Origin of the sequence: Sphingomonas sp. FUKUSWIS1 (assembly GCF_000733135.1) — a bacterium.
Taxonomy (GTDB): Bacteria; Pseudomonadota; Alphaproteobacteria; order Sphingomonadales; family Sphingomonadaceae; genus Sphingomonas; species Sphingomonas aerolata.
This window is the reverse complement of sequence record NZ_JPJC01000259.1, coordinates 21034-41353: the sequence shown is the minus strand read 5'-3', so window position 1 is coordinate 41353 and position 20320 is coordinate 21034. Positions and strand designations below refer to the sequence as shown.

The 20320-nt window shown below is 67.3% G+C and carries 24 protein-coding genes and 1 tRNA gene; 17 read left to right on the top strand and 8 right to left on the bottom strand.

Going from position 1 to position 20320, the window contains the following annotated elements; translation table 11 throughout:
• The 9 genes from sphsw_RS16875 to sphsw_RS16835 all read left to right on the top strand — a co-directional run.
• A partial coding sequence (locus sphsw_RS16875; RefSeq protein WP_031441638.1) for an ATP-binding protein occupies positions 1–1135 on the top strand: 1135 nt, incomplete at its 5' end.
• Positions 1136–1181: 46 nt separating this feature from the next.
• Complete coding sequence (locus tag sphsw_RS16870) at positions 1182–2264, top strand: substrate-binding domain-containing protein (RefSeq protein WP_081874396.1); 1083 nt, start codon at positions 1182–1184, stop codon at positions 2262–2264.
• 49 nt (positions 2265–2313) lie between these two features.
• Positions 2314–3690 carry a phosphate ABC transporter permease subunit PstC gene (pstC, locus tag sphsw_RS16865; RefSeq protein WP_031441636.1) on the top strand — a complete coding sequence of 459 codons (1377 nt, stop codon included), beginning with the start codon at positions 2314–2316 and terminating at the stop codon, positions 3688–3690.
• An 88-nt stretch (positions 3691–3778) separates the two neighbouring features.
• Positions 3779–4993, top strand: coding sequence for a phosphate ABC transporter permease PstA (gene pstA / locus sphsw_RS16860; RefSeq protein WP_031395856.1), 1215 nt, complete (start codon positions 3779–3781; stop codon positions 4991–4993).
• Complete coding sequence (pstB, locus tag sphsw_RS16855) at positions 4993–5754, top strand: phosphate ABC transporter ATP-binding protein PstB (protein WP_031395855.1); 762 nt, start codon at positions 4993–4995, stop codon at positions 5752–5754. The genes pstA and pstB overlap by 1 nt, the downstream gene beginning before the upstream one ends.
• 14 nt (positions 5755–5768) lie before the next feature.
• The gene (phoU, locus tag sphsw_RS16850) at positions 5769–6452 is read left to right on the top strand and encodes a phosphate signaling complex protein PhoU (RefSeq protein WP_031395854.1); all 684 of its coding nucleotides are present in this window, start codon (positions 5769–5771) and stop codon (positions 6450–6452) included.
• 5 nt (positions 6453–6457) lie between these two features.
• The gene (gene phoB / locus sphsw_RS16845) at positions 6458–7150 is read left to right on the top strand and encodes a phosphate regulon transcriptional regulator PhoB (RefSeq protein ID WP_031395853.1); all 693 of its coding nucleotides are present in this window, start codon (positions 6458–6460) and stop codon (positions 7148–7150) included.
• Positions 7151–7306: 156 nt separating this feature from the next.
• Entirely contained in the window at positions 7307–7675 is a 369-nt protein-coding gene (locus sphsw_RS16840; RefSeq protein ID WP_031395852.1) for a hypothetical protein, read from the top strand.
• A 102-nt stretch (positions 7676–7777) separates the two neighbouring features.
• Complete coding sequence (locus tag sphsw_RS16835) at positions 7778–8692, top strand: SDR family NAD(P)-dependent oxidoreductase (protein ID WP_031441635.1); 915 nt, start codon at positions 7778–7780, stop codon at positions 8690–8692.
• Between the two features lie 17 nt (positions 8693–8709).
• On the opposite strand, the gene sphsw_RS16830 is transcribed toward sphsw_RS16835, so the two are convergent.
• Positions 8710–9054: a DUF2794 domain-containing protein gene (locus sphsw_RS16830; RefSeq protein WP_031395850.1), complete on the bottom strand. Its 345-nt coding sequence runs from the start codon at positions 9052–9054 to the stop codon at positions 8710–8712.
• Positions 9055–9063: 9 nt separating this feature from the next.
• The gene (gene epsC / locus sphsw_RS16825) at positions 9064–9795 is read right to left on the bottom strand and encodes a serine O-acetyltransferase EpsC (protein WP_037527486.1); all 732 of its coding nucleotides are present in this window, start codon (positions 9793–9795) and stop codon (positions 9064–9066) included.
• A 151-nt stretch (positions 9796–9946) separates the two neighbouring features.
• Here epsC and sphsw_RS16820 point away from each other — a divergent pair, with 151 nt between their 5' ends.
• From sphsw_RS16820 to sphsw_RS16810, 3 genes are all read left to right on the top strand, one after another.
• Positions 9947–10864, top strand: coding sequence for a LysR substrate-binding domain-containing protein (locus tag sphsw_RS16820; protein WP_031441633.1), 918 nt, complete (start codon positions 9947–9949; stop codon positions 10862–10864).
• A gap of 95 nt (positions 10865–10959) precedes the next feature.
• Positions 10960–11598, top strand: a complete 639-nt coding sequence (locus sphsw_RS16815; RefSeq protein WP_235188440.1) for a fasciclin domain-containing protein — start codon at positions 10960–10962, stop codon at positions 11596–11598.
• Between the two features lie 146 nt (positions 11599–11744).
• Entirely contained in the window at positions 11745–12413 is a 669-nt protein-coding gene (locus sphsw_RS16810) for a fasciclin domain-containing protein (protein ID WP_031441632.1), read from the top strand.
• Between the two features lie 6 nt (positions 12414–12419).
• Here sphsw_RS16810 and sphsw_RS16805 read toward each other — a convergent pair whose 3' ends face one another.
• The 3 genes from sphsw_RS16805 to pgsA are packed head-to-tail and all read right to left on the bottom strand — an operon-like array spanning position 12420 to position 13679.
• Positions 12420–12869 carry a molybdenum cofactor biosynthesis protein MoaE gene (locus sphsw_RS16805; RefSeq protein ID WP_031441631.1) on the bottom strand — a complete coding sequence of 150 codons (450 nt, stop codon included), beginning with the start codon at positions 12867–12869 and terminating at the stop codon, positions 12420–12422.
• Positions 12866–13123 carry a molybdopterin converting factor subunit 1 gene (moaD, locus tag sphsw_RS16800; protein WP_031395844.1) on the bottom strand — a complete coding sequence of 86 codons (258 nt, stop codon included), beginning with the start codon at positions 13121–13123 and terminating at the stop codon, positions 12866–12868. Before moaD ends, sphsw_RS16805 begins: the two co-directional genes overlap by 4 nt.
• Positions 13124–13127: 4 nt before the next feature.
• Positions 13128–13679, bottom strand: coding sequence for a CDP-diacylglycerol--glycerol-3-phosphate 3-phosphatidyltransferase (gene pgsA / locus sphsw_RS16795; protein ID WP_031395843.1), 552 nt, complete (start codon positions 13677–13679; stop codon positions 13128–13130).
• A 223-nt stretch (positions 13680–13902) separates the two neighbouring features.
• Here pgsA and sphsw_RS16790 point away from each other — a divergent pair, with 223 nt between their 5' ends.
• A complete protein-coding gene (locus sphsw_RS16790) occupies positions 13903–15234 on the top strand; it encodes an MFS transporter (RefSeq protein ID WP_042467616.1) in 1332 nt (443 codons plus the stop codon).
• Here sphsw_RS16790 and sphsw_RS20120 read toward each other — a convergent pair.
• Entirely contained in the window at positions 15224–15391 is a 168-nt protein-coding gene (locus sphsw_RS20120) for a hypothetical protein (RefSeq protein ID WP_168427553.1), read from the bottom strand. The two genes, sphsw_RS16790 and sphsw_RS20120, sit on opposite strands and share 11 nt — an antisense overlap.
• 96 nt (positions 15392–15487) lie before the next feature.
• On the opposite strand from sphsw_RS20120, the gene sphsw_RS16785 reads away from it, so the two are divergent.
• The gene (locus sphsw_RS16785) at positions 15488–16159 is read left to right on the top strand and encodes a peptidylprolyl isomerase (protein WP_031441629.1); all 672 of its coding nucleotides are present in this window, start codon (positions 15488–15490) and stop codon (positions 16157–16159) included.
• A gap of 140 nt (positions 16160–16299) precedes the next feature.
• Complete coding sequence (locus tag sphsw_RS18485) at positions 16300–17514, top strand: methyl-accepting chemotaxis protein (RefSeq protein WP_052380993.1); 1215 nt, start codon at positions 16300–16302, stop codon at positions 17512–17514.
• A gap of 88 nt (positions 17515–17602) precedes the next feature.
• Here sphsw_RS18485 and sphsw_RS16775 read toward each other — a convergent pair.
• Positions 17603–17678 (bottom strand) — tRNA-Ala (locus sphsw_RS16775).
• A gap of 82 nt (positions 17679–17760) precedes the next feature.
• Complete coding sequence (locus sphsw_RS16770) at positions 17761–18087, bottom strand: TIGR02300 family protein (RefSeq protein ID WP_031395784.1); 327 nt, start codon at positions 18085–18087, stop codon at positions 17761–17763.
• Between the two features lie 98 nt (positions 18088–18185).
• Here sphsw_RS16770 and aroA point away from each other — a divergent pair, with 98 nt between their 5' ends.
• Together aroA and cmk are read left to right on the top strand one after the other, a co-directional pair.
• Positions 18186–19532: a 3-phosphoshikimate 1-carboxyvinyltransferase gene (gene aroA, locus sphsw_RS16765; protein WP_031441627.1), complete on the top strand. Its 1347-nt coding sequence runs from the start codon at positions 18186–18188 to the stop codon at positions 19530–19532.
• Between the two features lies 1 nt (position 19533).
• Positions 19534–20166 carry a (d)CMP kinase gene (gene cmk / locus sphsw_RS16760; protein ID WP_031441626.1) on the top strand — a complete coding sequence of 211 codons (633 nt, stop codon included), beginning with the start codon at positions 19534–19536 and terminating at the stop codon, positions 20164–20166.
• Positions 20167–20320 lie beyond the last annotated feature (154 nt).

Here is a 20320-nt window from a genome sequence, read left to right as displayed (position 1 = left end):
GCTGGTCGCGCTGGTCGGCGGGATCGCCGCCGCACTGGTCGCCGCCGGGACCGGGGACGAGCCGCCCGCCGCTGCCGATCCCGCGCCGGTCAATCCGGCGATCCTCGACGAGACGCTCGACCTGATCGTTGAGCCCGTGCTGCTGGTCCGCGACGGCCGCGTTGTGCTCGCCAACCGCGCCGCGCGTGCGCTGCTCGGCGAACACATCATCGGCGACGATGCGCGCGTGGCGATCCGCCACCCCGCCGCGGCCGAAGCGCTGTCGTCCCCCGCCGCGCTGGGCGAGACTCCGCCGATCGAGCTGGTCGGCCTTGGCACCCGCGACCAGCGCTGGGAAATGCGCGTCGGCGAATTGTCCGACGGCCAGCGCATCGTCCATCTGATTGACCAGACCGGCAATTATGCCGCCGAACGGATGCGCGTTGATTTCGTCGCCAATGCGAGCCACGAACTGCGCACGCCGCTCGCCTCGATCCTCGGCTTCATCGAGACGCTGAGCGAGGAAGCGGGCGAGGATCCGGCGATCCGCGCGCGCTTCCTCAAGGTGATGGACGACGAGGCCAAGCGGATGCTGCGGCTGATCGAGGATCTAATCTCGCTCAGCCGGATCGAGGCGGAGAAATACCGCGTCCCCGACACGCCGATCGACCTGGCCATTCTGGTCGGCGACGTGCGGGCCGAACTGGCCGACGGCGCGGGCAACCGGGGCCTTGATCTGGTCGCGACGATCGAGCCCGCCGTCCCCCCGGTGTCGGGCGACCGCGTGCAGCTGTCGCAGATGCTCCACAATTTGGTGGGCAACGCGATGAAATATGGCCGCGCCGGGACGCCGGTGACGATCACCCTGGCGCGCGACGTGACCGGCATGGTCAGGCTGGCGGTACGCGACGAGGGCGACGGCATCGCCGCTGTGCACATCCCGCGGCTGACCGAGCGATTCTACCGCGCCGATGCCGGGCGCAGCCGTTCGCTCGGCGGCACCGGACTGGGGCTGGCGATCGTCAAGCATATCGTCGAGCGGCATCGCGGTCGCCTCGACATCGCGAGCCAGGTCGGGGTCGGCACGACGGTCGCGGTGATCCTGCCGCCGGCTGGTGCCGGCCCCGCCAATTCGTCGCGTGTCATCAAACGGTAACGCGACTGTCACACAGGATCCGGTCTAGCCGCGCTATCGGGCAGGCATGACGGGAATTGACGTGCAGCGTTTCGGGGCGATTTCAGGACTGGCGGTCACGGCACTGGCGGGCGCGACGCTGATCGGCGGATGCGTCGATCAGGCGAATGGCGGCGGCGCGGGTTCGCGCGATCAGATCACCGCGGTCGGATCGTCGACGGTCTACCCCTTCACGACGATGATCGCCGAACAGCTCGTCGCCAACGATCCCGATGCCAAGGCACCGGTGATCGAATCGACCGGCACCGGCGCGGGGATGAAGCTGTTCTGCGCAGGCATCGGCGCCGGCCATCCCGATATCGAGGATGCGTCGCGGCGGATGAAGGCGAGCGAGTATAAGGACTGCGCGGCCAACGGCGCCGGCCAGATCCTGGAAATCCAGGTCGGGATCGACGGCATCGCCTTTGCCGAGGCGAAGAACGGCCCGAAGATGCAGCTCACCCCGACCGACCTGTACAAGGCACTCGCCGCCAGCCCCGGCGGCCGGCCCAACACCGCGCGCGTGTGGCGCGACGTGAACCCCGCGCTGCCGCCGGTGCCGATCCAGGTCTATGGCCCGCCCGCGACCAGCGGCACGCGCGACGCGCTCGCCGAGCTGATCCTGACCAAGGGCTGCGAAGCGAGCGACCCCGCCGCCAAGCCGCTCGCCAAGTCCGATCCCGATGCGCACAAGGCGCTGTGCACCCGCGTCCGCGAGGACGGGATGTATGTCGATGCGGGTGAGAACGACAATCTGATCGTCCAAAAGCTCCAGTCCAACCCCAATGCGATCGGCGTGTTCGGCTACAGCTATCTCGAAGAGAACAAGAACGACGTGAACGGCGTCGCGATCTCCGGTGTCGAGCCGACCTATGCGACGATCGCGGACACGCGGTATCCGGGGTCACGCCCGCTCTACATCTATGTGAAGAAGGCGCATCTGAGTGCTATTCCGGGACTGCGGACGTTCCTGAAACTCTATGCCGCCAACTGGAGCGCGACCGGGCCGCTGGTGAAGCGCGGCCTGATCGCCGCGCCACCCGCGGTCCAGGCCCGGTCGGCAGCGATCATCGCCAACGAGACGATTCTCGACCCGGCGGTGCTGTCGTGATGCACTACTGGAACACGACCGCCGCCCCGAAACCGGTGGAGACGGCCTGATGTCGGCACTCGCCCTCTTCTTCCTCGTTCTCGGACTCGGCCTGATCGCGTGGCTGAGCGCACGGATGCGTGCCGCACGGTTCCGGGTCGGCAACACCGCGCGGTTCAGCTCGCTGCCCGCGCATCACGGCTGGTATGTCGCGCTGTGGACCGCGATCCCGCCGCTGCTGTTTCTGGTTGGCTGGTCGATGGTCGTACCCGCGCTCGTCACCGATACCGTGCTGGCCAGCCCCGCCGCGGTGCAGCTGCCCCCGCCCGGCTTCGACCGTGCCTCGATCCTGTCCGAGGCGCGCAGCCTGGCGGAGGGACGAAGCTTCGGCGCGTTCCACGAGCTCGCGCGCGTCCTGTCACCGGTCTATGCCGCCGCGCAATCGCGCTACGACTGGATCGCGACCGCGCTCGCGCTGCTGCTCACCTTTGCCGGCGGCGCGTTCGCGTTCCTGCGCGTGCGGCCGGGCTTCGGCGCGCGGACGCGGGTCGAGCGGATTGTCATGATCCTGCTGCTCGGCGCGTCGCTGATCGCGATCCTGACCACGGTCGGCATCGTCGCCTCGCTGCTCTACGAATCCGCGCGCTTCTTCTCGATCGTGCCGATCACCGACTTCCTGTTCGGCACGCACTGGAGCCCGCAGGTCGTCGACGCGCGCGATCCGGGGGCGTCGCTCGGCGCGGTGCCGCTGTTCTGGGGGACGTTCTTCATCGGCGCGGTGATCGCGATGATCGTCGCGATCCCGTTCGGGCTGATGAGTGCGATCTACCTCACGCAATATGCCGCCCCGACCACGCGCAAATGGATGAAGCCGATCCTCGAGGTGCTCGCGGGCGTGCCGACCGTCGTCTATGGCTATTTCGCCGCGCTGACGGTGGCGCCAGCGGTGCGCGATTTCGCGGTGTGGATCGGGATCAGCTGGGCCTCGTCGGAGAGCGCGCTCGCCGCCGGGCTCGTGATGGGGATCATGATCATCCCGTTCGTGTCGTCGATGGCCGATGATTCGATCGCCGCGGTCCCCTCGTCGATGCGCGACGGCAGCCTTGCGATGGGTGCAACCTCGTCCGAGACGATCCGCCGCGTCCTGCTCCCCGCCGCACTGCCGGGCGTGGTCGGCGGCGTCCTCCTCGCGGTCAGCCGCGCGATCGGCGAGACGATGATCGTGGTGATGGCCGCCAGCGGCGTCGCGACGCTGACGCTCAACCCGTTCGCCAGCACGACGACCGTGACCAAGCAGATCGTCGATCTGCTGACCGGCGAGGCCGAGTTCGACAGCGCCAAGACGCTCGCCGCCTTCGCGCTGGGGCTGACGCTGTTCGTCGTCACCCTGCTCCTCAACATCGTCGCGCTGACGGTCGTGAAACGGTACCGCGAAGCCTATGAATAGCGTGACCCCCTTCATCGGTACGCCAGACGCTACGGCCTCGGCGAAGCCCGCCACGGCGCGCGTGCCGACCGACTGGACCACCACGGCGATGCAGAGCCGCATCCGCCGCCGCTATGCCGCAGAACGCCGGTTCCGCCTCGCCGGGCTGGCCGCGGTCTGGCTGTCCGCGGGCTTCCTCGCCTTCCTGCTGTCGTCGATGCTGTGGCAGGGCGCGAGCGGGTTCGTCGAGACGCGCGTCGCGCTGCCGATCGATTTCGCCGCCGCCGCACTGCCGATCGAACCCGCGCGGCTGACAAGCCGCGGCGCCGATCTCGCGCTCGCCAGCGCCGGTCTCGAGGGTGCGGTCGACAGCGCCGCGACGCGCGCGTTCGGCAAGGACGGCGAAGGCCTGTTGTCGGACGGCGCCTGGGTGACCGTGCGCGATGCGCTCAAGGCGGATCCCGGGCTGCTTTCACGCAAGACGGTGATCGCGGTGCCCGTCGCCAGCCCGGTCGACATGGCCGCCAAGGGCGATGGCCCGCCCGAGGCGGAGGCGGTCGTCGCCCGGCTCAAGGCGCGCGGCGTGCTGACGCGCGGGCTGAGCATGACGTTCCTGACCACCGCCGATTCGACCGATGCGACGCGGGTCGGCATCTGGGGGGCGTTCAAGGGTTCGCTGCTGACGATGATCGTCACGCTGCTGCTCGCCTTCCCGATCGGTGTCCTGTCCGCGTTGTATCTCGAGGAATATGCCCCGAAGAACCGCTGGACCGACCTGATCGAGGTGTCGATCAACAACCTCGCCGCGGTCCCTTCGATCATTTTCGGGCTGCTCGGGCTCGCGGTGTTCTTGGGTACCTTCGGGATGCCGCGATCGGCGCCGCTGGTCGGCGGGCTGACGCTCGCGCTGATGACGATGCCGGTGATCGTGATCGCCGGGCGCAACGCGATCAAGGCGGTGCCGCCCTCGATCCGCGACGCAGCGCTTGGCATCGGCGCGTCGCCGGTGCAGGTCGTGTTCCACCACGTCCTGCCGCTCGCGCTGCCCGGCATCCTGACCGGCACGATCATCGGCATGGCACGTGCGCTCGGCGAGACCGCACCGCTGCTGATGATCGGCATGCGCGCGTTCATCGCCGCGCCGCCATCGGGGCTGCGCGATCCCGCGACCGTGCTGCCTGTTCAGATCTTCCTGTGGTCCGACCAGGTCAGCCGCGGCTTCATCGAGAAGACCTCGGCCGCGATCATCGTCCTGCTCGTCTTCCTGCTCGCGATGAACGGCGTCGCGATCTACCTCCGCAACAAATTCGAGACCCGCTGGTGATGACCAACCACAAGATGACCGCGCGCGACGTCAGCGTCTATTACGGGCAGAAACGCGCGATCGACAATGTGTCGATCGACGTCGACATGGACAATGTCACCGCGTTCATCGGCCCGTCGGGCTGCGGCAAGTCGACCTTCCTGCGCACGCTCAACCGCATGAACGACACCGTCGCCAGCGCGCGGGTCGAGGGGAAGATCGAGCTCGACGGCCACGACATCTATTCCCCCGACATGGACGTGGTCCAGCTGCGCGCACGCGTCGGCATGGTGTTCCAGAAGCCGAACCCCTTCCCCAAGTCGATCTATGAGAACGTCGCCTACGGCCCGCGCATCCACGGGCTCGCGGGTGCCAAGAGTGACCTCGACCAGATCGTCGAGAAGTCGCTGCGGCGTGCGGGTCTCTGGGACGAGGTGAAGGATCGCCTGACCGACAGCGGTACCGCCTTGTCGGGCGGGCAGCAGCAGCGGCTGTGCATCGCGCGCGCGATCGCGGTCGATCCCGAGGTGATCCTGATGGACGAGCCGTGCAGCGCGCTCGACCCGATCGCGACCGCCAAGATCGAGGAGCTGATCCACGAGCTGCGCGGCCGCTATGCGATCGTGATCGTCACGCACAACATGCAGCAGGCGGCGCGCGTCAGCCAGCGCACCGCCTTCTTCCACCTCGGCACGCTGGTCGAATATGGCGACACCTCCGCCATCTTCACCAACCCGCGCGAGGAACGCACCAAGGATTACATCACCGGCCGCTACGGCTGATGGGGACGGGATCGATGAACACGCACACCGTAAAGGTCTTCGACGACGAGATCGGCCGCCTGCGCGGCCTCATCTCGCAGATGGGCGGCCTCGCCGAGGACGCGATCGCCAATGCGATGAAGGCGCTCCAGCGTAACGACGTCGCGCTCGCACGTGAGGTGCGCGCGGCGGACAAGCAGATCGACGCGATCGAGGCGGAGGTCGAGCGGCTGGCGGTGCAGATCATCGCACTGCGCGCACCGATGGCGATCGACCTGCGCGAGGTCGTCGCCGCGCTGAAGATCGCGGGCGTCGTCGAGCGGATCGGCGATTATGCCAAGAACATCGCCAAGCGCGTGCCGATGATCGAAAGCGAGCACCGGATCGATCCGATCTCGATCCTGCCCGCGATGGGCCGGATGGCGAGCGAGATGGTGCATGACGTGCTCGACGCCTTTGCCGCGCGTGATTTCGAGGCGGCGATGCTCGTCGTCGAAAGCGACGCCGCGCTCGACGATTTCTACGACAGCATCTTTCGCACGCTGGTGACCTACATGGTCGAAAATCCAAAGACGATCAGCCAGGTCGCGCACCTGCTGTTCGTCGCGAAGAATCTCGAACGGATCGGCGACCACGCGACCAACGTCGCCGAGATGGTCTATTTTGCCGCGACCGGCACCCAGATGGCCGACCGCGACCGCGGCGGCATACAGGAGTAATCGACATGGCCCGTGCAAGGATGCTGCTGGTCGAGGACGACGCGGCGCTCGCCGAACTGCTGGTCTGGCATTTCAAGCGCGAGGATTTCGAGATCGCGCACACCCCCGATGGCGAGGAGGCGCTGCTGCTCGCGCGTGAGAAGGTGCCCGATATCGTCCTGCTCGACTGGATGGTCGAAGGCCTGTCGGGGATCGAGGTGTGTCGCCGCCTGCGTCGCGCGCCCGAGACGCAGAACGTGCCGATCATCATGCTGACCGCGCGTGGGGAAGAGGAAGACCGTGTCCGCGGGCTCGAGACCGGCGCTGATGATTACGTCACCAAGCCCTTCTCGCCGCGCGAGCTGGTCGCGCGCGTCGGCGCGGTGCTGCGCCGCGTCCGCCCCGCGCTTGCCGGCGAAGCGCTGAGCTATGCCGACATCGAGATGGACACCGTCGGCCACAAGGTCCGCCGCTCGGGCGAGGTCGTCGCACTCGGGCCAACCGAGTTCCGGCTGCTCAAGCATTTCCTCGAACATCCCGGCTGGGTCTTCTCGCGCGAACGGCTGCTCGATGCGGTGTGGGGCCATGATTCGGACATCGAATCGCGCACCGTCGACGTGCATATCCGGCGGCTGCGGAAAGCGATCAACACCGGCGAACGTCCCGACATCATCCGCACGGTGCGCTCGGCTGGCTATTCGCTTGATACTGGCGGGTGAAAGTCGGGGTGCTGCAAGCGGTCGCCGACCGCGTCATTAGTGCAGGACCAAGACAAGCCGGTTAGAATCGGACGCGAAACGAAGGACCCAAGCTGGTTTTAGTGCGTTCAACCGTGGCGCTAACGAATTTGCGCTCCAAGTATTCAGGAGATTCGCATGAAGTCCATTCTTCTCGCCGCTGCAGCGTTGCTCGCCTCGCCCGTGCTCGCGCAGACCGCGCCGCAGACGATGCCGCCAGCAGACCCGGCCGCCCAGACCGCGCCCGCTGATCCGGCAATGGCACCGCCAGCCGCAGATCCTGCCGCTCCCGCCGATCCGGCGATGGCAGCCGATCCTGCAGCCCCTGCCGATCCGGCAATGGCACCGCCGCCGCCCGCAGCGCCCCAGGCTCCGATGGCTGCACCCGGTGGTGCGAACATCGTCTTCGGTCAGCCGACGGTGACGCCGCCGACCCCGGCGCCTGCCGAGTATCCAACCTGCTCGCGCACCGTCAAGGACGGCTGCAAGAACCGCGGCGGTAAGTAAGCGGTTCGCATCGGTGCGGGCCGTGGCTAACGCCGCGGCTTGCGCCGACTGCTTTACGTTCTAGGAAAGGCGCTCCACGATAAGAGAGGGGCGCCTTTTTCCATGTCCGACAGCTTTGGATCCTTCGGTTTTGCTGGCCGCGTCGCGATCGTCACCGGCGCAGGCGGCGGGCTCGGCCGCGAATATGCGCTCGAGCTGGCCCGGCGCGGTGCGAAGGTCGTCGTCAATGATCTGGGCGCCTCGCGCGACGGTACGGGACAGTCTGACGCAGCGCTGAAGGTCGTCGAGGAGATCGAGGCCGCGGGCGGCGAGGCGATCGCCAATGGCGGCAGCGTCACCGACTATGACCAGATGGTCGAGATGGTGGCGCGTGCGTCCGAAAAATGGGGCGGCGTCCATATCCTCATCAACAATGCCGGCGTGCTGCGCGACAAGAGCTTCGCCAAGATGGAGCCCGCCGATTTCAACTTCGTCGTCGACGTCCATCTGAACGGCTCGGCCAACGCGACCAAGGCGGTCTGGGACGGGATGCGCGCGCAGAATTACGGCCGCATCCTGATGACCGCGTCGTCGACCGGGCTGTACGGCAATTTCGGCCAGGCCAATTACGGCGCCGCCAAGCTCGGCCTTGCCGGTCTGACCAAGACGCTCGCGATCGAGGGGGCGAAGAACAACATCCGCGTCAACACGATCGCGCCGACCGCAGGCACGCGGATGACGCAGGACATCTTTCCCGAAGAGGCGTTCAAGGCCTTCTCCCCCGACAAGGTCGCGCCCGGCGCGGTGTTCCTGGTGTCGGAGGATGCCCCGACCAACATGATCCTCGGCGCCGGCGCGGGCGTGTTCCAGGCCGCCTATGTCACGCTGACGCCGGGCGCATTGCTGTCGGGCGACGATCTGTCGGTCGAAGGGGTAGCCGCCAACTGGGCGGCAATTACCGACCGCAACGGCGAGATCGTCCCGCAATCGGGCGCGGACCAGGCGATGACCATATTAGCGAAGCTCCAGCGCGGCTGACCGCCGCGCCGGCGGGCTCAGCTTTCGACGAGCTTCATCAGCCGTCGCTCGACCGGGGCCAGGATCGGGCCAAGGTCATGGCCCCGCTTGATCACCGCCCCGCCTTCGCCGACCAGGGCCCACATGCCCTGGCGGTTGCGAAGCGCGGGGCGTTTCTCGATCCGGAATTCGGGCCGTTCGGCCGCGCGGCGGAAACAGGCGAACACAGCCGCCTCGCGGCCGAGATCGATCGCATAGTCCCGCCAATGCCCCGCCGCGACCATGCGTCCGTAGAGGTCGAGGATCCGCATCAGTTCGAGCCGATCGAAGCCGATCTGGGTGGGGGCGGTATTGCGGGTCGGAAAGGGCGTGACGTTGTTCATCAGGACGGATCAGGCCCGATCGCGCAGATCCTGTTCGACCGGGCCGCGACGGAGCCCGTCGCGATCGGTCGACAGGTCCTGATCGGCGAGCAGCGAGTCCAGACGCTTGCGCATCATCTCCAGCTCACAGCGCATGATCTCCATCTTCTGCGTCGCCGGGTCGAAGGCCTCGGTGCACGGCGTGCCATAGGGCACGAAGCGCGGGGCCTCGGGTGCGGCGCCGCCCTCTACCGTCGTCGCGCGCGCCGGGATGCCGACGACGGTCGTGCCCTCGGGGACGTCGCGCGTCACGACCGCATTAGCGCCGACTCGCGAGCGGCGGCCGAGCGTGATCGGCCCGAGCACCTGCGCGCCCGATCCGATGATCGCACCGTCCGAGATGGTCGGGTGGCGCTTGCCGGCAACGCCATTGTCGGGGCTCGTCCCGCCCAGCGTCACGCATTGATAGATCGTCACGTCGTCGCCGATCAGCGAGGTCTCGCCGATAACGACGAAGCCGTGGTCGATGAAGAAATTGCGGCCGATCGTCGCGCCGGGATGGATGTCGATCGCGGTCAGGAACCGCGACAAATGATTGACGCACCGCGCGAGGAAGAAATTCTGCCCGCTATACAGCCGGTGTGCGATGCGGTGCATCCCCAGCGCCCAGACGCCGGGGTAGAGCATGATCTCCGCGCGCGAATGCGGCGCCGGGTCACGCGCCCGGATCGAATCGAGATAAGCCCCTAACCGGCTGAACATGCGCATTCCCCTTGGCGGTCCGCTCATTTAGGCGTTCACAGGGGCGATTTCCAGCGGGCGGGGGCAACGCCGTGGCGGACGCCCCGCGCCGACGGCCTCATTATCGACCCGGCATGGACAAACGGGGGTGCACGATCGATATGGGCGATCAATGGCTGCAACCTATCTCCCCACGCTCAAGCAACTACAATATCTCGTCGCGCTGAAGGATCATGGCCATTTCGGCCGTGCTGCCGAGGCCTGTTTCGTGACCCAGTCGACGCTGTCGGCAGGTCTGCGCGAGCTCGAGACGCTGATCGGGGTGGTGCTGGTCGAGCGCACACGCCGCGTCGTCCGCTTCACCCCGCTGGGGGACCGGATCGCGGACAAGGCGCGTCGCGTGCTGCGCGAGGCGGAGGAACTTGGCGACATGGCGCGCGCCGCCGGTCGGCCGCTGTCGGGCGACATGCGGATGAGCGTGATCCCGACGATCGCGCCGTTCATGCTCCCGCGCATCCTGCCGCGGCTGCGACGCGACTATCCGGACCTCAAGCTGTTCCTGCGCGAGGAGCCGAGCGGCGCGGCGTGCGAGGGGCTGCACAACGGCCGCACCGACTGTGTGCTGCTCGCCCTGCCCTATGCGTGCGGCGAAGTCGCGTTCGAGCCCCTGTTCGACGACCGGCTGTTCGTCGCCTTCCCGACCGAGGACGTGCCCGCGGACCGGACCTCGATCCCCGCCTCCGCTATTCCCGCCTCGGCGATCGACGAGACTCGGCTGTTGCTGCTCGAGGACGGGCATTGCCTGAAGGATCATGCGCTCGCCGCGTGCAACCGGCCCGAAATCCGTGCCGAGGCGACGATGATGGGCACGTCGCTGCACACGATCGTGCAGATGGTCGACAACGGCCTGGGCATCACGATGCTGCCTGAGATGGCGCTGAACGCCGGGATCCTCGAAAATACCGGGATCACCGCGCTGCCGCTCGACGCCGAGAACGCGTTTCGCCGGATCGCGCTGGTGTGGCGGAAGGCCTCGCCGCGCGAGAAGGATTTCCAGTTGCTCGCCAAGGCGCTTGCCGACGCCCGCTGACCGGCCGCGCTGGCTCGCACTGCAACGATTTCCGGGCTCAACCGTAGTTGCGGTTCGCAAGCGCCCGTTTGAGGAGATAGATTTCGATGTCGAACATGCGCCCCCTGTATATTGGCCTGGGCACCACGGGTCTCGTCGCGCTAGCGCTCGCCGCCTGCAGCAGCGGCAACAGCGACCTCGGCACGCCGACCGCGCCGCCCCCCGCCAACCCCGCACTGTCGACGCCCAACGGGCCGATCGCCGTCGCCAACCCGACCGTCGGCGGCGTGCCGATGATCGCGACGCGGACGATCGTCGACAATGCCTCCGCCGCACCCAATCTCGCGACGCTGGTTACCGCGCTGAAGGCTGCGGACCTGACCGCGACGCTGTCCGGGACCGGGCCGTTCACCGTTTTCGCACCGACCGACGCAGCGTTCGGCCGGCTCGCGCCCGGCATGGTCCAGACGTTGCTCAAGCCCGAGAACAAGGCATCGCTGGCGAAAGTGCTGACCTATCACGTCGTGCCCGGCGACATCACCGCTGCCGACCTGAAGGCGCGTGTCGCGGCGGGTGGCGGCACCGCCGCACTGACGACGGTCGAAGGTGATGCAATCACGGTGACCCTCGTTGGAGATATCATCGCACTCACCGACGTCAACGGTAACAAAAGTTATATTGAGACCGCCGATGTGCGTCAGTCGAACGGCATTGTTCATGTCGTCAACGGGGTAATCGTACCCCGCTTGTCTTGAGCGAGGTGTGGCAGCGTGCCAACACTTCGTCGCGTCAACGGCGCACTTGGTCCTGTTGGCGCATCCGTAACTTGGCAAACCGCCGCGTGACTCCATACGTTCTATCGCAGAATTTATTTCACGATTGTTTCAGCCAGGAGAAATCCATGATCACCAAGACCCCTCTCGTCCTTGCCGCAACGCTTTTCGCGGCTGCACCGGCGATCGCGCAGACCGCGCCGAGCGGCACGACGCCCGCACAGACCGCGCCAACTGGCACGGCGCCCGCACAGGCCCCAATGCAGGCCCCTGCACAGGCCGGTACCGCCGCACCGATGGCCGGCGTTCCAGCAGCACCCGCCGCGGCACAGCCTGCAGCGACCGCGACGATCGCGGCAGCGCTGCCGACGCTTCCAAACCGCGCGACGCTCGCCAAGCTGGTGACTGCAGCCGGCCTCGGCACGACGCTTGCGGGCCCCGGCCCCTTCACCGTTTTCGCACCGAGCGATGAGGCGTTCACCCGGCTTCCCGCCGGCGCGCTCGATACGCTGATGAAGCCGGAGGCGAAGCCCACGCTGGCGACGATCCTGAAGTATCACGTCGTCGCAGGCGCCGTGACGTCGGATCAGCTGAAGGCGCAGATCACGTCGGGTGGCGGCAAGGCCGTCCTCACGACGCTGGCCGGCCAGCCGCTGACGGCATCGGTGGGTCCGAACGGCAATATCGAACTGACGGACGTTGCCGGCAGCAAGGCCTATGTCGACACGGCAGATGTCAAGGCGACCAACGGTGTCGTCCATCTCACCAACGGCATGAGCGTTCCCAAGATCGGCTAACGCCGTCTAGGAGGTCCAGCGCGCGGCGGCGTCCTTGTCGGCGTCGCGCGCTTCGACCCAGCTGGCCTGTGTGCCGCGGGTCTCGCGTTTCCAGAACGGCGCATCGGTCTTCAACCGATCGATCAGATAGGCACAGGCCTCGAGCGACGCGGCACGGTGTGCGGACGCCGCCGCCACGAAGACGATCCGTTCACCCGGATGCATCGGCCCGACCCGGTGGACGATCGTCACCGCACTCAGCTCCCAGCGCTCGACGGCACCCGTCGCCACCTTGGTGAGCGCAGCCTCTGTCGCACCGGGATAATGTTCCAGTTCGAGCGTCTCGACGCCGTCATCTGCGCGCACGAGACCTGTGAAGGTTGCCACCGCGCCCGCGCCGCGTTCGCCGGCGGTTTCGGCCTGCGTGATCTCTGCAAGCAGGTCGATCGGGGCCGTCTGGACGATGATCCGGATCATCCGCCCGTCACCGGAGGGAAGAGTGCGATCTCGCGCGCGCCGGCGATCGGGGTATCGATCGGCACGAACGCCTGATCCAGGGCGGCGCGCAGCCGGGCGGGATCGGCAAAGGCGGCGGCATGGCCCGGGCTGGACAGCGCCAGCCAGTCCACCAGTTCGGCGATCGTGGTCACCGATGCGGGCGGATCGACACGTTCCTCGCCCGTCCCGATCCGTTCGCGGACCCACGCAAAATACACCATCGTCACCGTCATGCGCTCAATCCATATGCTTCAGGCCGACGCGCAGGTAATCCCAGCCCGTCACCAGCGTCAGGACCGCAGCCCCCCAGAGCGCGGCGAGCCCGACGCCATGTACCCACGGCATGTCGGGCAGCGCGCCCGCGAGGATCAGTCCGCCCAGCGCGACCAGCTGCAGCGTCGTCTTCCATTTCGCAAGCTGCGAGACGGGCACGGACACCTGCACCTGCGCCAGGAATTCGCGCAGGCCCGACACCGCAATCTCGCGGAGCAGGATGACGAGCGCGGCGATCACATGGACGCCCGCAATATCGCGCGTGCCGACCAGGATCAGGATGACCGCCGCGACCATGATCTTGTCCGCGATCGGATCGAGGAAGATCCCGAGGCGTGAGACCGCACCGTTCGACCGCGCGAGATAGCCGTCGAAATAATCGGTGATGCCCATCAGGCAGTAGAGCGCGAAGGCGATGCCGTAGCCGGCCGCCCAGCCGGGCCACCACAGAAAGCCGACGAGAAGGGGTACCGCGACAATGCGCGACAGCGTCAGAAGGTTGGGCAGGGTCCACACCCCGCCTTCCCTACTCCGGTCATGCCCTTGGCGAAACCGGGTTTTACCGATCGGTGCCGACTAATGTGCGGCAAGCGCGGACGCCGGACCGTGGCGCGGGGGCTCGTCCGGATCCCGTACGCGGACACCCGGCCGACGCGGGCGGCGCTAAACCATTGGCCTACCGCCCCCGCTGGGCTAAGGCCGCGGCAGTCTTATTGCCACGATCAGGGCCTTTTCTCGCATGCGCAACGCACTCGGGTTGCTGAAGCAACGACGCTTCCTGCCCCTGTTCACGACACAGTTTCTGGGCGCCTTCAACGACAATCTGTTCAAGACGTCGATGGTGTTGTTCGCGACCTATGCGATCTTCAACGATCCGCGGATGGAGGCGAATTTCAACGCACTCGCCACCGGAATTGCGATCATCCCCTTTTTCCTGCTCTCGGCACTCGCCGGGCAGCTCGCGGACAGCCATGACAAGGCGCGGATCATCCGGCTCGTGAAGAGCGCGGAGATCGGCATCATGGCGCTCGGCGCGGCGGGCCTGATGGTGGCGCGCAGCGGCCATTCGACGATCGGCCTCGGGCTGATGCTCGGGGCGGTACTGTGCCTGGGGGTGCATTCGACGTTCTTCGGGCCGATCAAATACGCGATCCTGCCGCAGCATCTGCCGCCATGCGACGTGCTCGGCGGCACCGGGCTGGTCGAGGCCGGCACCTATCTGGCGATCCTGATGGGGACGATCACCGCCGGGTTCATGACCGATCATATCGAGCGCGCGGCGATCGCGGTTCTGGCGATCGCGGTGATCGGCTGGTTCGCGGGTCGCCAGGTGCCGCCGGCACCGCGCGAGGGCCCGCCGCTGGTGCTCAACTACAACCCGTTCACCGCGTCGTGGCGGCTGATCAGCGCGACGATGCACATCCCGCGGCTGTTCCTGGCGATCTGCGCGATCAGCTTCTTCTGGACGATCGGCGCGGTGCTGATCGTGATCTTCCCGCCGCTGGTCAAGAACGTGCTGACCGCCGACGAGCGGGTCGCCAGCTTCGTGATCGCGGTGTTTTCGATCGGCGTCGCGATCGGTTCGGTGGTGATCAACACGATGCTCAAGGGCCGGATCTCGGCGCGCTACGCACCCGCCTCGGTGATCGCGATGGGCGGATTCGTCGTCATCTTCTCGGTCCTGGTGCGGACCTGGACCCCGGCGGCGCCGGGCCAGTTCTACGATTGGGCCGGGTTCCTGGCACAGCCGCGCGCCTGGCCGGTGCTCGGCACCCTGATGATGATCGCGATCACCGGCGGGATGTTCGTCGTCCCGCTCTACGCCTTCCTGACGACGACGGTCGAAAAGGATCAGACCGCGCGGACGGTGGCGGCGAACAACGTCGTCAATTCGGGCGCGATGACGATCGGGTCGATCGCGGTCATCGGCATCACGATGGCGGGCGTGACACCCGAGGACCTGCTGTTCCTGGTCGCCGGCATGTGCCTGGTATCCGCCTGGATCGCCCAGAAACTGCACCGCGCCTGCGACGACGATGCCGAAACCTGCCTGCCCGTGATCAGAAAATGAAGCTGTAGAAGCAGGTGAAGAAGGCCGCGAAGCTCAGCACGAACAGCTTGACGTCCTGATCGTCGCGCCCGCCCGGCGCAGCGATCACGGGCGGGGGCAGCGTCCGTCGAAACGGGTGGCGCGCGGCTTCGTTGGTCAGGACTAGGCGTCGGGTCATGGCGACCGGTTAACGCGGTGTTTACCTTTTCGACCAGCGACAAAATCGTCCCGTTTTAACCCGTCCGCGAATGGGACAGAATTCAGGAGTTTCGACATGCTGCGATACGCCGTCCTTGCCACCCTGTTGGGCAGCACCCCGCTTGCCGCGCAAGAGGTTCCACCGGTGCCAGCGCCTGTCACCGGGCCCGCAGATGCGTCGTCATCGGTGCCCGCTGCGACGCCGCGCCCCGCGACTATTGGCGTGACGCTGACCACCAGCCTCGGCCCGATCGTGCTCGAACTCGAGAAAGAACGCGCACCGATCACCACCGCGAATTTCCTGCGCTATGTCGACGCGCGCAAGCTCGACGGCACGACCTTCTATCGCGCGCTGCGGCTGGGGCCTGATACGGGACTGATCCAGGGCGGGATCGAGGGCAATCCCAAGCGGGCCTTCCCGCCGATCGCGCACGAGCCGACCAGCAAGACCGGCGTGCTCCACACCGACGGCACGATTTCGCTCGCACGGCTGGCGCCGGGGACCGGGCGCGCCGACGTCTTCATCACCGTCGGCGCGATCCCCTTCCTCGACGCACATCCCGAGAAGCCGGGCGACAATACCGGCTTTGCCGCGTTCGGGCACGTCGTCCAGGGCATGGACATCGTCCGCGACATCCTTGCCGCGCCTACCTCGCCGACCAAGGGCGAAGGCGTGATGAAGGGCCAGATGATCGCCGCGCCGATCCGCATCCTGACCGCCCGGCGGACGTCGCCCGCGACACGGTGACGCCCGTCGTAAAGGGTAACGGATCGGGGTTAAGTAACGGACTTAAAACCATTTTGGGCTAGTCCGCGGTGATGCAGACGCGACATGCCGTAATCCCCCGCCCCTTGCCAGCGGTGGAAGCCGCGCCAGGCACCGGATCGATGCCCCCCAACGTCTTGCTGGCGATCGCGATGACCGCGGTCGCCGACGGCGTCGTGGTCTTCGACGCGGCGGAGCGGATCGCGCTGGTCAATCCGCGCGTGGCGGCGCTGTTCCGCTTCGACCCGGACCGCGTCATGATCGGCATGGACATGGCGAGCTTTCTCGGGGTCGTCGGCACCGCCGTCGGCTGGTCCGCGGCACGGATCGCGACCGTGGTCGACAATCATCGTCGCTGGCAGGCCCGGCAGGAAAGCGTCGATATCGATCATCATTTCGACGACGGGACGATCCTGCATATCAATTTCGCCCCGCTGCCCGGGCACTGCGCGGTGATCACCTACCGCGACGTCACGGTCGAGCGACGGCTAACCGACGTCGTCGCGGCGCAAGCCGCGCAGGCGGAACGGTTCCGCGAGGAGATCGCCACCGTCGTCACCGAAGCCGATGCCGCGGCGGCGGAGAGCCAGGCGATGGGCCGCGCGGGCGAAGCCGAACTCGAACTGATCGTCCGCGATTTGGGCGACGTCGTCGTCGCCGCGCAGCAATCCACCGCCGCGATGCAGGATGCCGCACAGACCTCGGCGATGATGGCCGGCATGATCGACACGGTCGTCGACCAGGTCCGCCACACCAGCAGCGCCGCCGGCGGCGCGATGGCGCATGCGCACGAGACGGTCGCGCTGTCTCAGGGGTTGTCGGACCATGCCGGATCGATCGGCTCGATCCTCGACATCATCCGCGCGGTCGCCCGGCAGACCGGTCTGGTCGCGCTCAACGCCGCGATCGAGGCGGCGCGCAGCGGAGAGGCCGGGCGCGGCTTCGCGGTGGTCGCAGCCGAGGTGAAGACGCTTGCCACGCAGACGTCCGATGCGGTCGCGCGAATCGAACCGCAGATCTCGGCGATGCAGATCGCGACGCGCGACGTCGTCGCCGCGAATCGCGCGATCGTGCACGACATCGCCGATATCCAGACCCGCGCGGTCATCGTGACCGACACCGCACATAGTCAGAGCGAGCGCATCCTCGCGATCACCGCCGCGATCGACGAAACCGCGCTCACCGCGCGCGCGATGACCGACAGCGTCGAGCATCTCGAAGTCCGAAACCAGCGCTTCATCAGCCTGGCCCGGCGGATCGGCCAGCAGCTCGAATCCGTACACGCACTGACCCATGGTCTCAGCGTCGCCACCGAGACCTTCCAGGCGACCTATTGACGCCCGTCACCGCACAACGGCAGTACGACCCGCTGCGGGGTATCCATCATAAATAAGGGACCGCGACCGCGTCGCGTATCAACGAGAATGGTGGAGCCGAGGGGGATCGAACCCCTGACCTTTCGCATGCCATGCGAACGCTCTCCCAGCTGAGCTACGGCCCCATTCCCGTTGGGAGGCGGCTCACTAACCGGAGCCGCCCGGGTTGGCAAGCGGCGTAAACGCCGCCTGCCAAATTTCTTTATCTCAACGCTCGTGCTCGTCCTGCGGCGTCTCGACGCCAAGGTCGTCGTCGCCGCCCAGATCGACTTCGTCGTCCGCGGACGGCTCTTCGTCCTCGCCGGTGATCGAGGCGATATCCTCTTCCTCGTCACCCTCGAGATCCGCATCGGGCTTCTTGGTGTCGGGCTTGGCGACCTCGAACGGCAGCGGCTGCTTCGACTTCAGGATCGGCTCGGGCTCCCACGCATACCCGCATTCGATGCAGGTGACGGGGTCGGCCTTTTCGAGGTCGTAGAAACGCGTCGCGCATTTCGGACACGAACGCTTCGTGCCCCATTCCGGCTTGATCATGCCGATAGAACCTTTCGAATGGATAGATTGTGGGGGATGCCCCCGCAAAGTGGGCGCGCCTTGCCATAGCGCAAGGCCACTGTCAAAAGCCCGGCCCCATGACACACCCCCTCCCCCAACCGCTGGACGTCGTCGCGCGCGGTCCGTTGACCGGTTCGATCGCGGTCCCCGGCGACAAGTCGATCAGCCACCGCGCGCTGATGTTCGCGAGCCTCGCGGTCGGGACCAGCCGGATCACCGGCCTGCTGGAGGGCGAGGACGTGCTCGCCACCGCGGCGGCGATGCGCGCGATGGGCGCGACGATCGAGCGGCAGGACGACGGCATCTGGGTCGTCGACGGCGTCGGTGTCGGCGGGCTGCTCCAGCCCGAGACCGCGCTGGAGATGGGCAATTCGGGCACCTCGACGCGGCTGCTGATGGGGCTGGTGTCGAGCCACCCGATCACCTGCACCTTCACCGGTGACGCCTCGCTGTCGGGACGACCGATGGGCCGCGTGATCGAGCCGCTGTCGCAGATGGGCGCGGACATCACCGCGTCGCCCGGCGGCAAGCTGCCGCTGATGGTGCGCGGGATCTGCCCCGCGGTGCCGATCACCTACACGTTGCCGGTCGCGTCGGCGCAGGTGAAGTCGGCGATCCTGCTGGCAGGGCTCAACACGCCCGGCATCACCACGGTGATCGAGCCGGTCGCGACGCGCGATCACAGCGAGCGGATGCTGACCGGGTTCGGCGCGCAGCTGACCGTCGAGGAAACGGACCAAGGCCGCGTGATCTCGATCACCGGCGAGGCGGAGCTGACCCCGCAGGATATCGTCGTGCCGGGCGATCCGTCGTCCTCAGCCTTCTGGCTGGTCGCGGCGTCGATCGTGCCGGGGTCGGACATCGTCGTGCGCAATGTCGGGCTGAACCCGACACGGATCGGCATCGTCACGGCGCTGCGCATGATGGGCGCGGACATCACCGAGCTCGATCCGCGGACCGTCGGCGGCGAGCCCGTCGCCGACCTGCGCGTCCGCCATGCCGCGCTGACCGCGATCGAGGTGCCGGCCGATCTCGCGCCGAGCATGATCGACGAATATCCGGTGCTGTTCGTCGCCGCGGCGTTTGCGTCCGGCACGACCGTCGCCAGGGGCGCGCACGAGCTGCGGGTGAAGGAATCGGACCGGATCACGACGATGCGGATCGCGCTCGAGGCGTGCGGCGTGACGTGCGAGGAATTCGAAGACGGCATGGCGATCACGGGTTCGGGCGGGGCGGCGATTCGCGGTGGCGCTCGGGTCGCCTCGAAACTCGATCATCGCATCGCAATGAGCATGGTGGTGGCTGGACTTGGCAGCGCCGAGCCCATCACGATCGACGACATATCGCCGGTGGCGACGAGCTATCCCGTGTTCTTCCGGTCGCTCGACGAATTAACGGGTCGGGCGACCGGCCAGGGGAATTAAGATGATCATCGCAGTCGACGGTCCGGCGGCATCGGGCAAGGGCACGATCGCGCGCGCCCTGGCGAAGCATTACGGCCTCCCCTATCTCGATACCGGCTTGCTCTACCGCGCGGTCGCGCTGAACGTGGCGCGGATGGGGCTGGACCCCGAACAGGAAGCCGATGCGGTTGCCGCATGCGACTTCGACGATGCGGTGATGACGGACCCGGCGCTGCGCGACGACGATGTCGGGGCGATGGCCTCGATCGTGTCCGCACATCCGCTGGTCCGCGCGGCGCTGATGCAGCGGCAGAAGCGGTTTGCCGCGCAGGCGGGTGGCGCGATCCTCGACGGGCGCGATATCGGCACGGTCATCGCGCCCGATGCGGATGCCAAGCTGTTCGTGAAGGCGACCCCGAACATCCGCGCGCAGCGGCGCCATGCGGAACTGCAAGCACGTGGCGGCACGGCGAGCAAGGACCGCGTGCTGGCGGACATCCGGGCGCGGGATGCGCGCGACAGCGGCCGCTCGATCGCACCGCTGGTGATGGCGGCGGACGCGGCGTTGCTCGATACGAGCTTCCTGTCGATCGAAGCGTCGGTGCAGCGCGCGGTGGCGCTGGTCGAGGCGCAGCGGGCGAAGAAGGCGGGTTAGACCTCTCGCTCACCAAGAGGGGAAAACCACCCCGGCGAAGGCCGGGGCCCAGTCGGAAAGGTCGCAGTAACGGAGCGCTGCCCTTGGTTAGCGACGTCCCCCAACTGGGCCCAGGCCTTCGCCGGGGTGGCTTTTGGTTGGGCTAGTGTACCGT

Excerpts from the sequence above, each read along its gene's own strand:
- pstB (WP_031395855.1), top strand. The coding sequence starts at position 4,993 with ATGACCAACCACAAGATGACCGCGCGCGACGTCAGCGTCTATTACGGG.
- phoB (WP_031395853.1), top strand. The coding sequence starts at position 6,458 with ATGGCCCGTGCAAGGATGCTGCTGGTCGAGGACGACGCGGCGCTCGCC.
- sphsw_RS16790 (WP_042467616.1), top strand. The coding sequence starts at position 13,903 with ATGCGCAACGCACTCGGGTTGCTGAAGCAACGACGCTTCCTGCCCCTG.
- cmk (WP_031441626.1), top strand. The coding sequence starts at position 19,534 with ATGATCATCGCAGTCGACGGTCCGGCGGCATCGGGCAAGGGCACGATC.
- sphsw_RS16840 (WP_031395852.1), top strand. The coding sequence starts at position 7,307 with ATGAAGTCCATTCTTCTCGCCGCTGCAGCGTTGCTCGCCTCGCCCGTG.
- sphsw_RS16820 (WP_031441633.1), top strand. The coding sequence starts at position 9,947 with ATGGCTGCAACCTATCTCCCCACGCTCAAGCAACTACAATATCTCGTC.
- sphsw_RS16835 (WP_031441635.1), top strand. The coding sequence starts at position 7,778 with ATGTCCGACAGCTTTGGATCCTTCGGTTTTGCTGGCCGCGTCGCGATC.
- sphsw_RS16815 (WP_235188440.1), top strand. The coding sequence starts at position 10,960 with ATGCGCCCCCTGTATATTGGCCTGGGCACCACGGGTCTCGTCGCGCTA.
- moaD (WP_031395844.1), bottom strand. The coding sequence starts at position 13,123 with ATGACGGTGACGATGGTGTATTTTGCGTGGGTCCGCGAACGGATCGGG.
- sphsw_RS16810 (WP_031441632.1), top strand. The coding sequence starts at position 11,745 with ATGATCACCAAGACCCCTCTCGTCCTTGCCGCAACGCTTTTCGCGGCT.
- pstA (WP_031395856.1), top strand. The coding sequence starts at position 3,779 with ATGCAGAGCCGCATCCGCCGCCGCTATGCCGCAGAACGCCGGTTCCGC.
- sphsw_RS16770 (WP_031395784.1), bottom strand. The coding sequence starts at position 18,087 with ATGATCAAGCCGGAATGGGGCACGAAGCGTTCGTGTCCGAAATGCGCG.
- sphsw_RS16805 (WP_031441631.1), bottom strand. The coding sequence starts at position 12,869 with ATGATCCGGATCATCGTCCAGACGGCCCCGATCGACCTGCTTGCAGAG.
- aroA (WP_031441627.1), top strand. The coding sequence starts at position 18,186 with ATGACACACCCCCTCCCCCAACCGCTGGACGTCGTCGCGCGCGGTCCG.
- sphsw_RS16830 (WP_031395850.1), bottom strand. The coding sequence starts at position 9,054 with ATGAACAACGTCACGCCCTTTCCGACCCGCAATACCGCCCCCACCCAG.
- sphsw_RS18485 (WP_052380993.1), top strand. The coding sequence starts at position 16,300 with ATGCCCCCCAACGTCTTGCTGGCGATCGCGATGACCGCGGTCGCCGAC.
- epsC (WP_037527486.1), bottom strand. The coding sequence starts at position 9,795 with ATGTTCAGCCGGTTAGGGGCTTATCTCGATTCGATCCGGGCGCGTGAC.
- phoU (WP_031395854.1), top strand. The coding sequence starts at position 5,769 with ATGAACACGCACACCGTAAAGGTCTTCGACGACGAGATCGGCCGCCTG.
- sphsw_RS20120 (WP_168427553.1), bottom strand. The coding sequence starts at position 15,391 with ATGACCCGACGCCTAGTCCTGACCAACGAAGCCGCGCGCCACCCGTTT.
- pstC (WP_031441636.1), top strand. The coding sequence starts at position 2,314 with ATGTCGGCACTCGCCCTCTTCTTCCTCGTTCTCGGACTCGGCCTGATC.
- sphsw_RS16785 (WP_031441629.1), top strand. The coding sequence starts at position 15,488 with ATGCTGCGATACGCCGTCCTTGCCACCCTGTTGGGCAGCACCCCGCTT.
- sphsw_RS16870 (WP_081874396.1), top strand. The coding sequence starts at position 1,182 with ATGACGGGAATTGACGTGCAGCGTTTCGGGGCGATTTCAGGACTGGCG.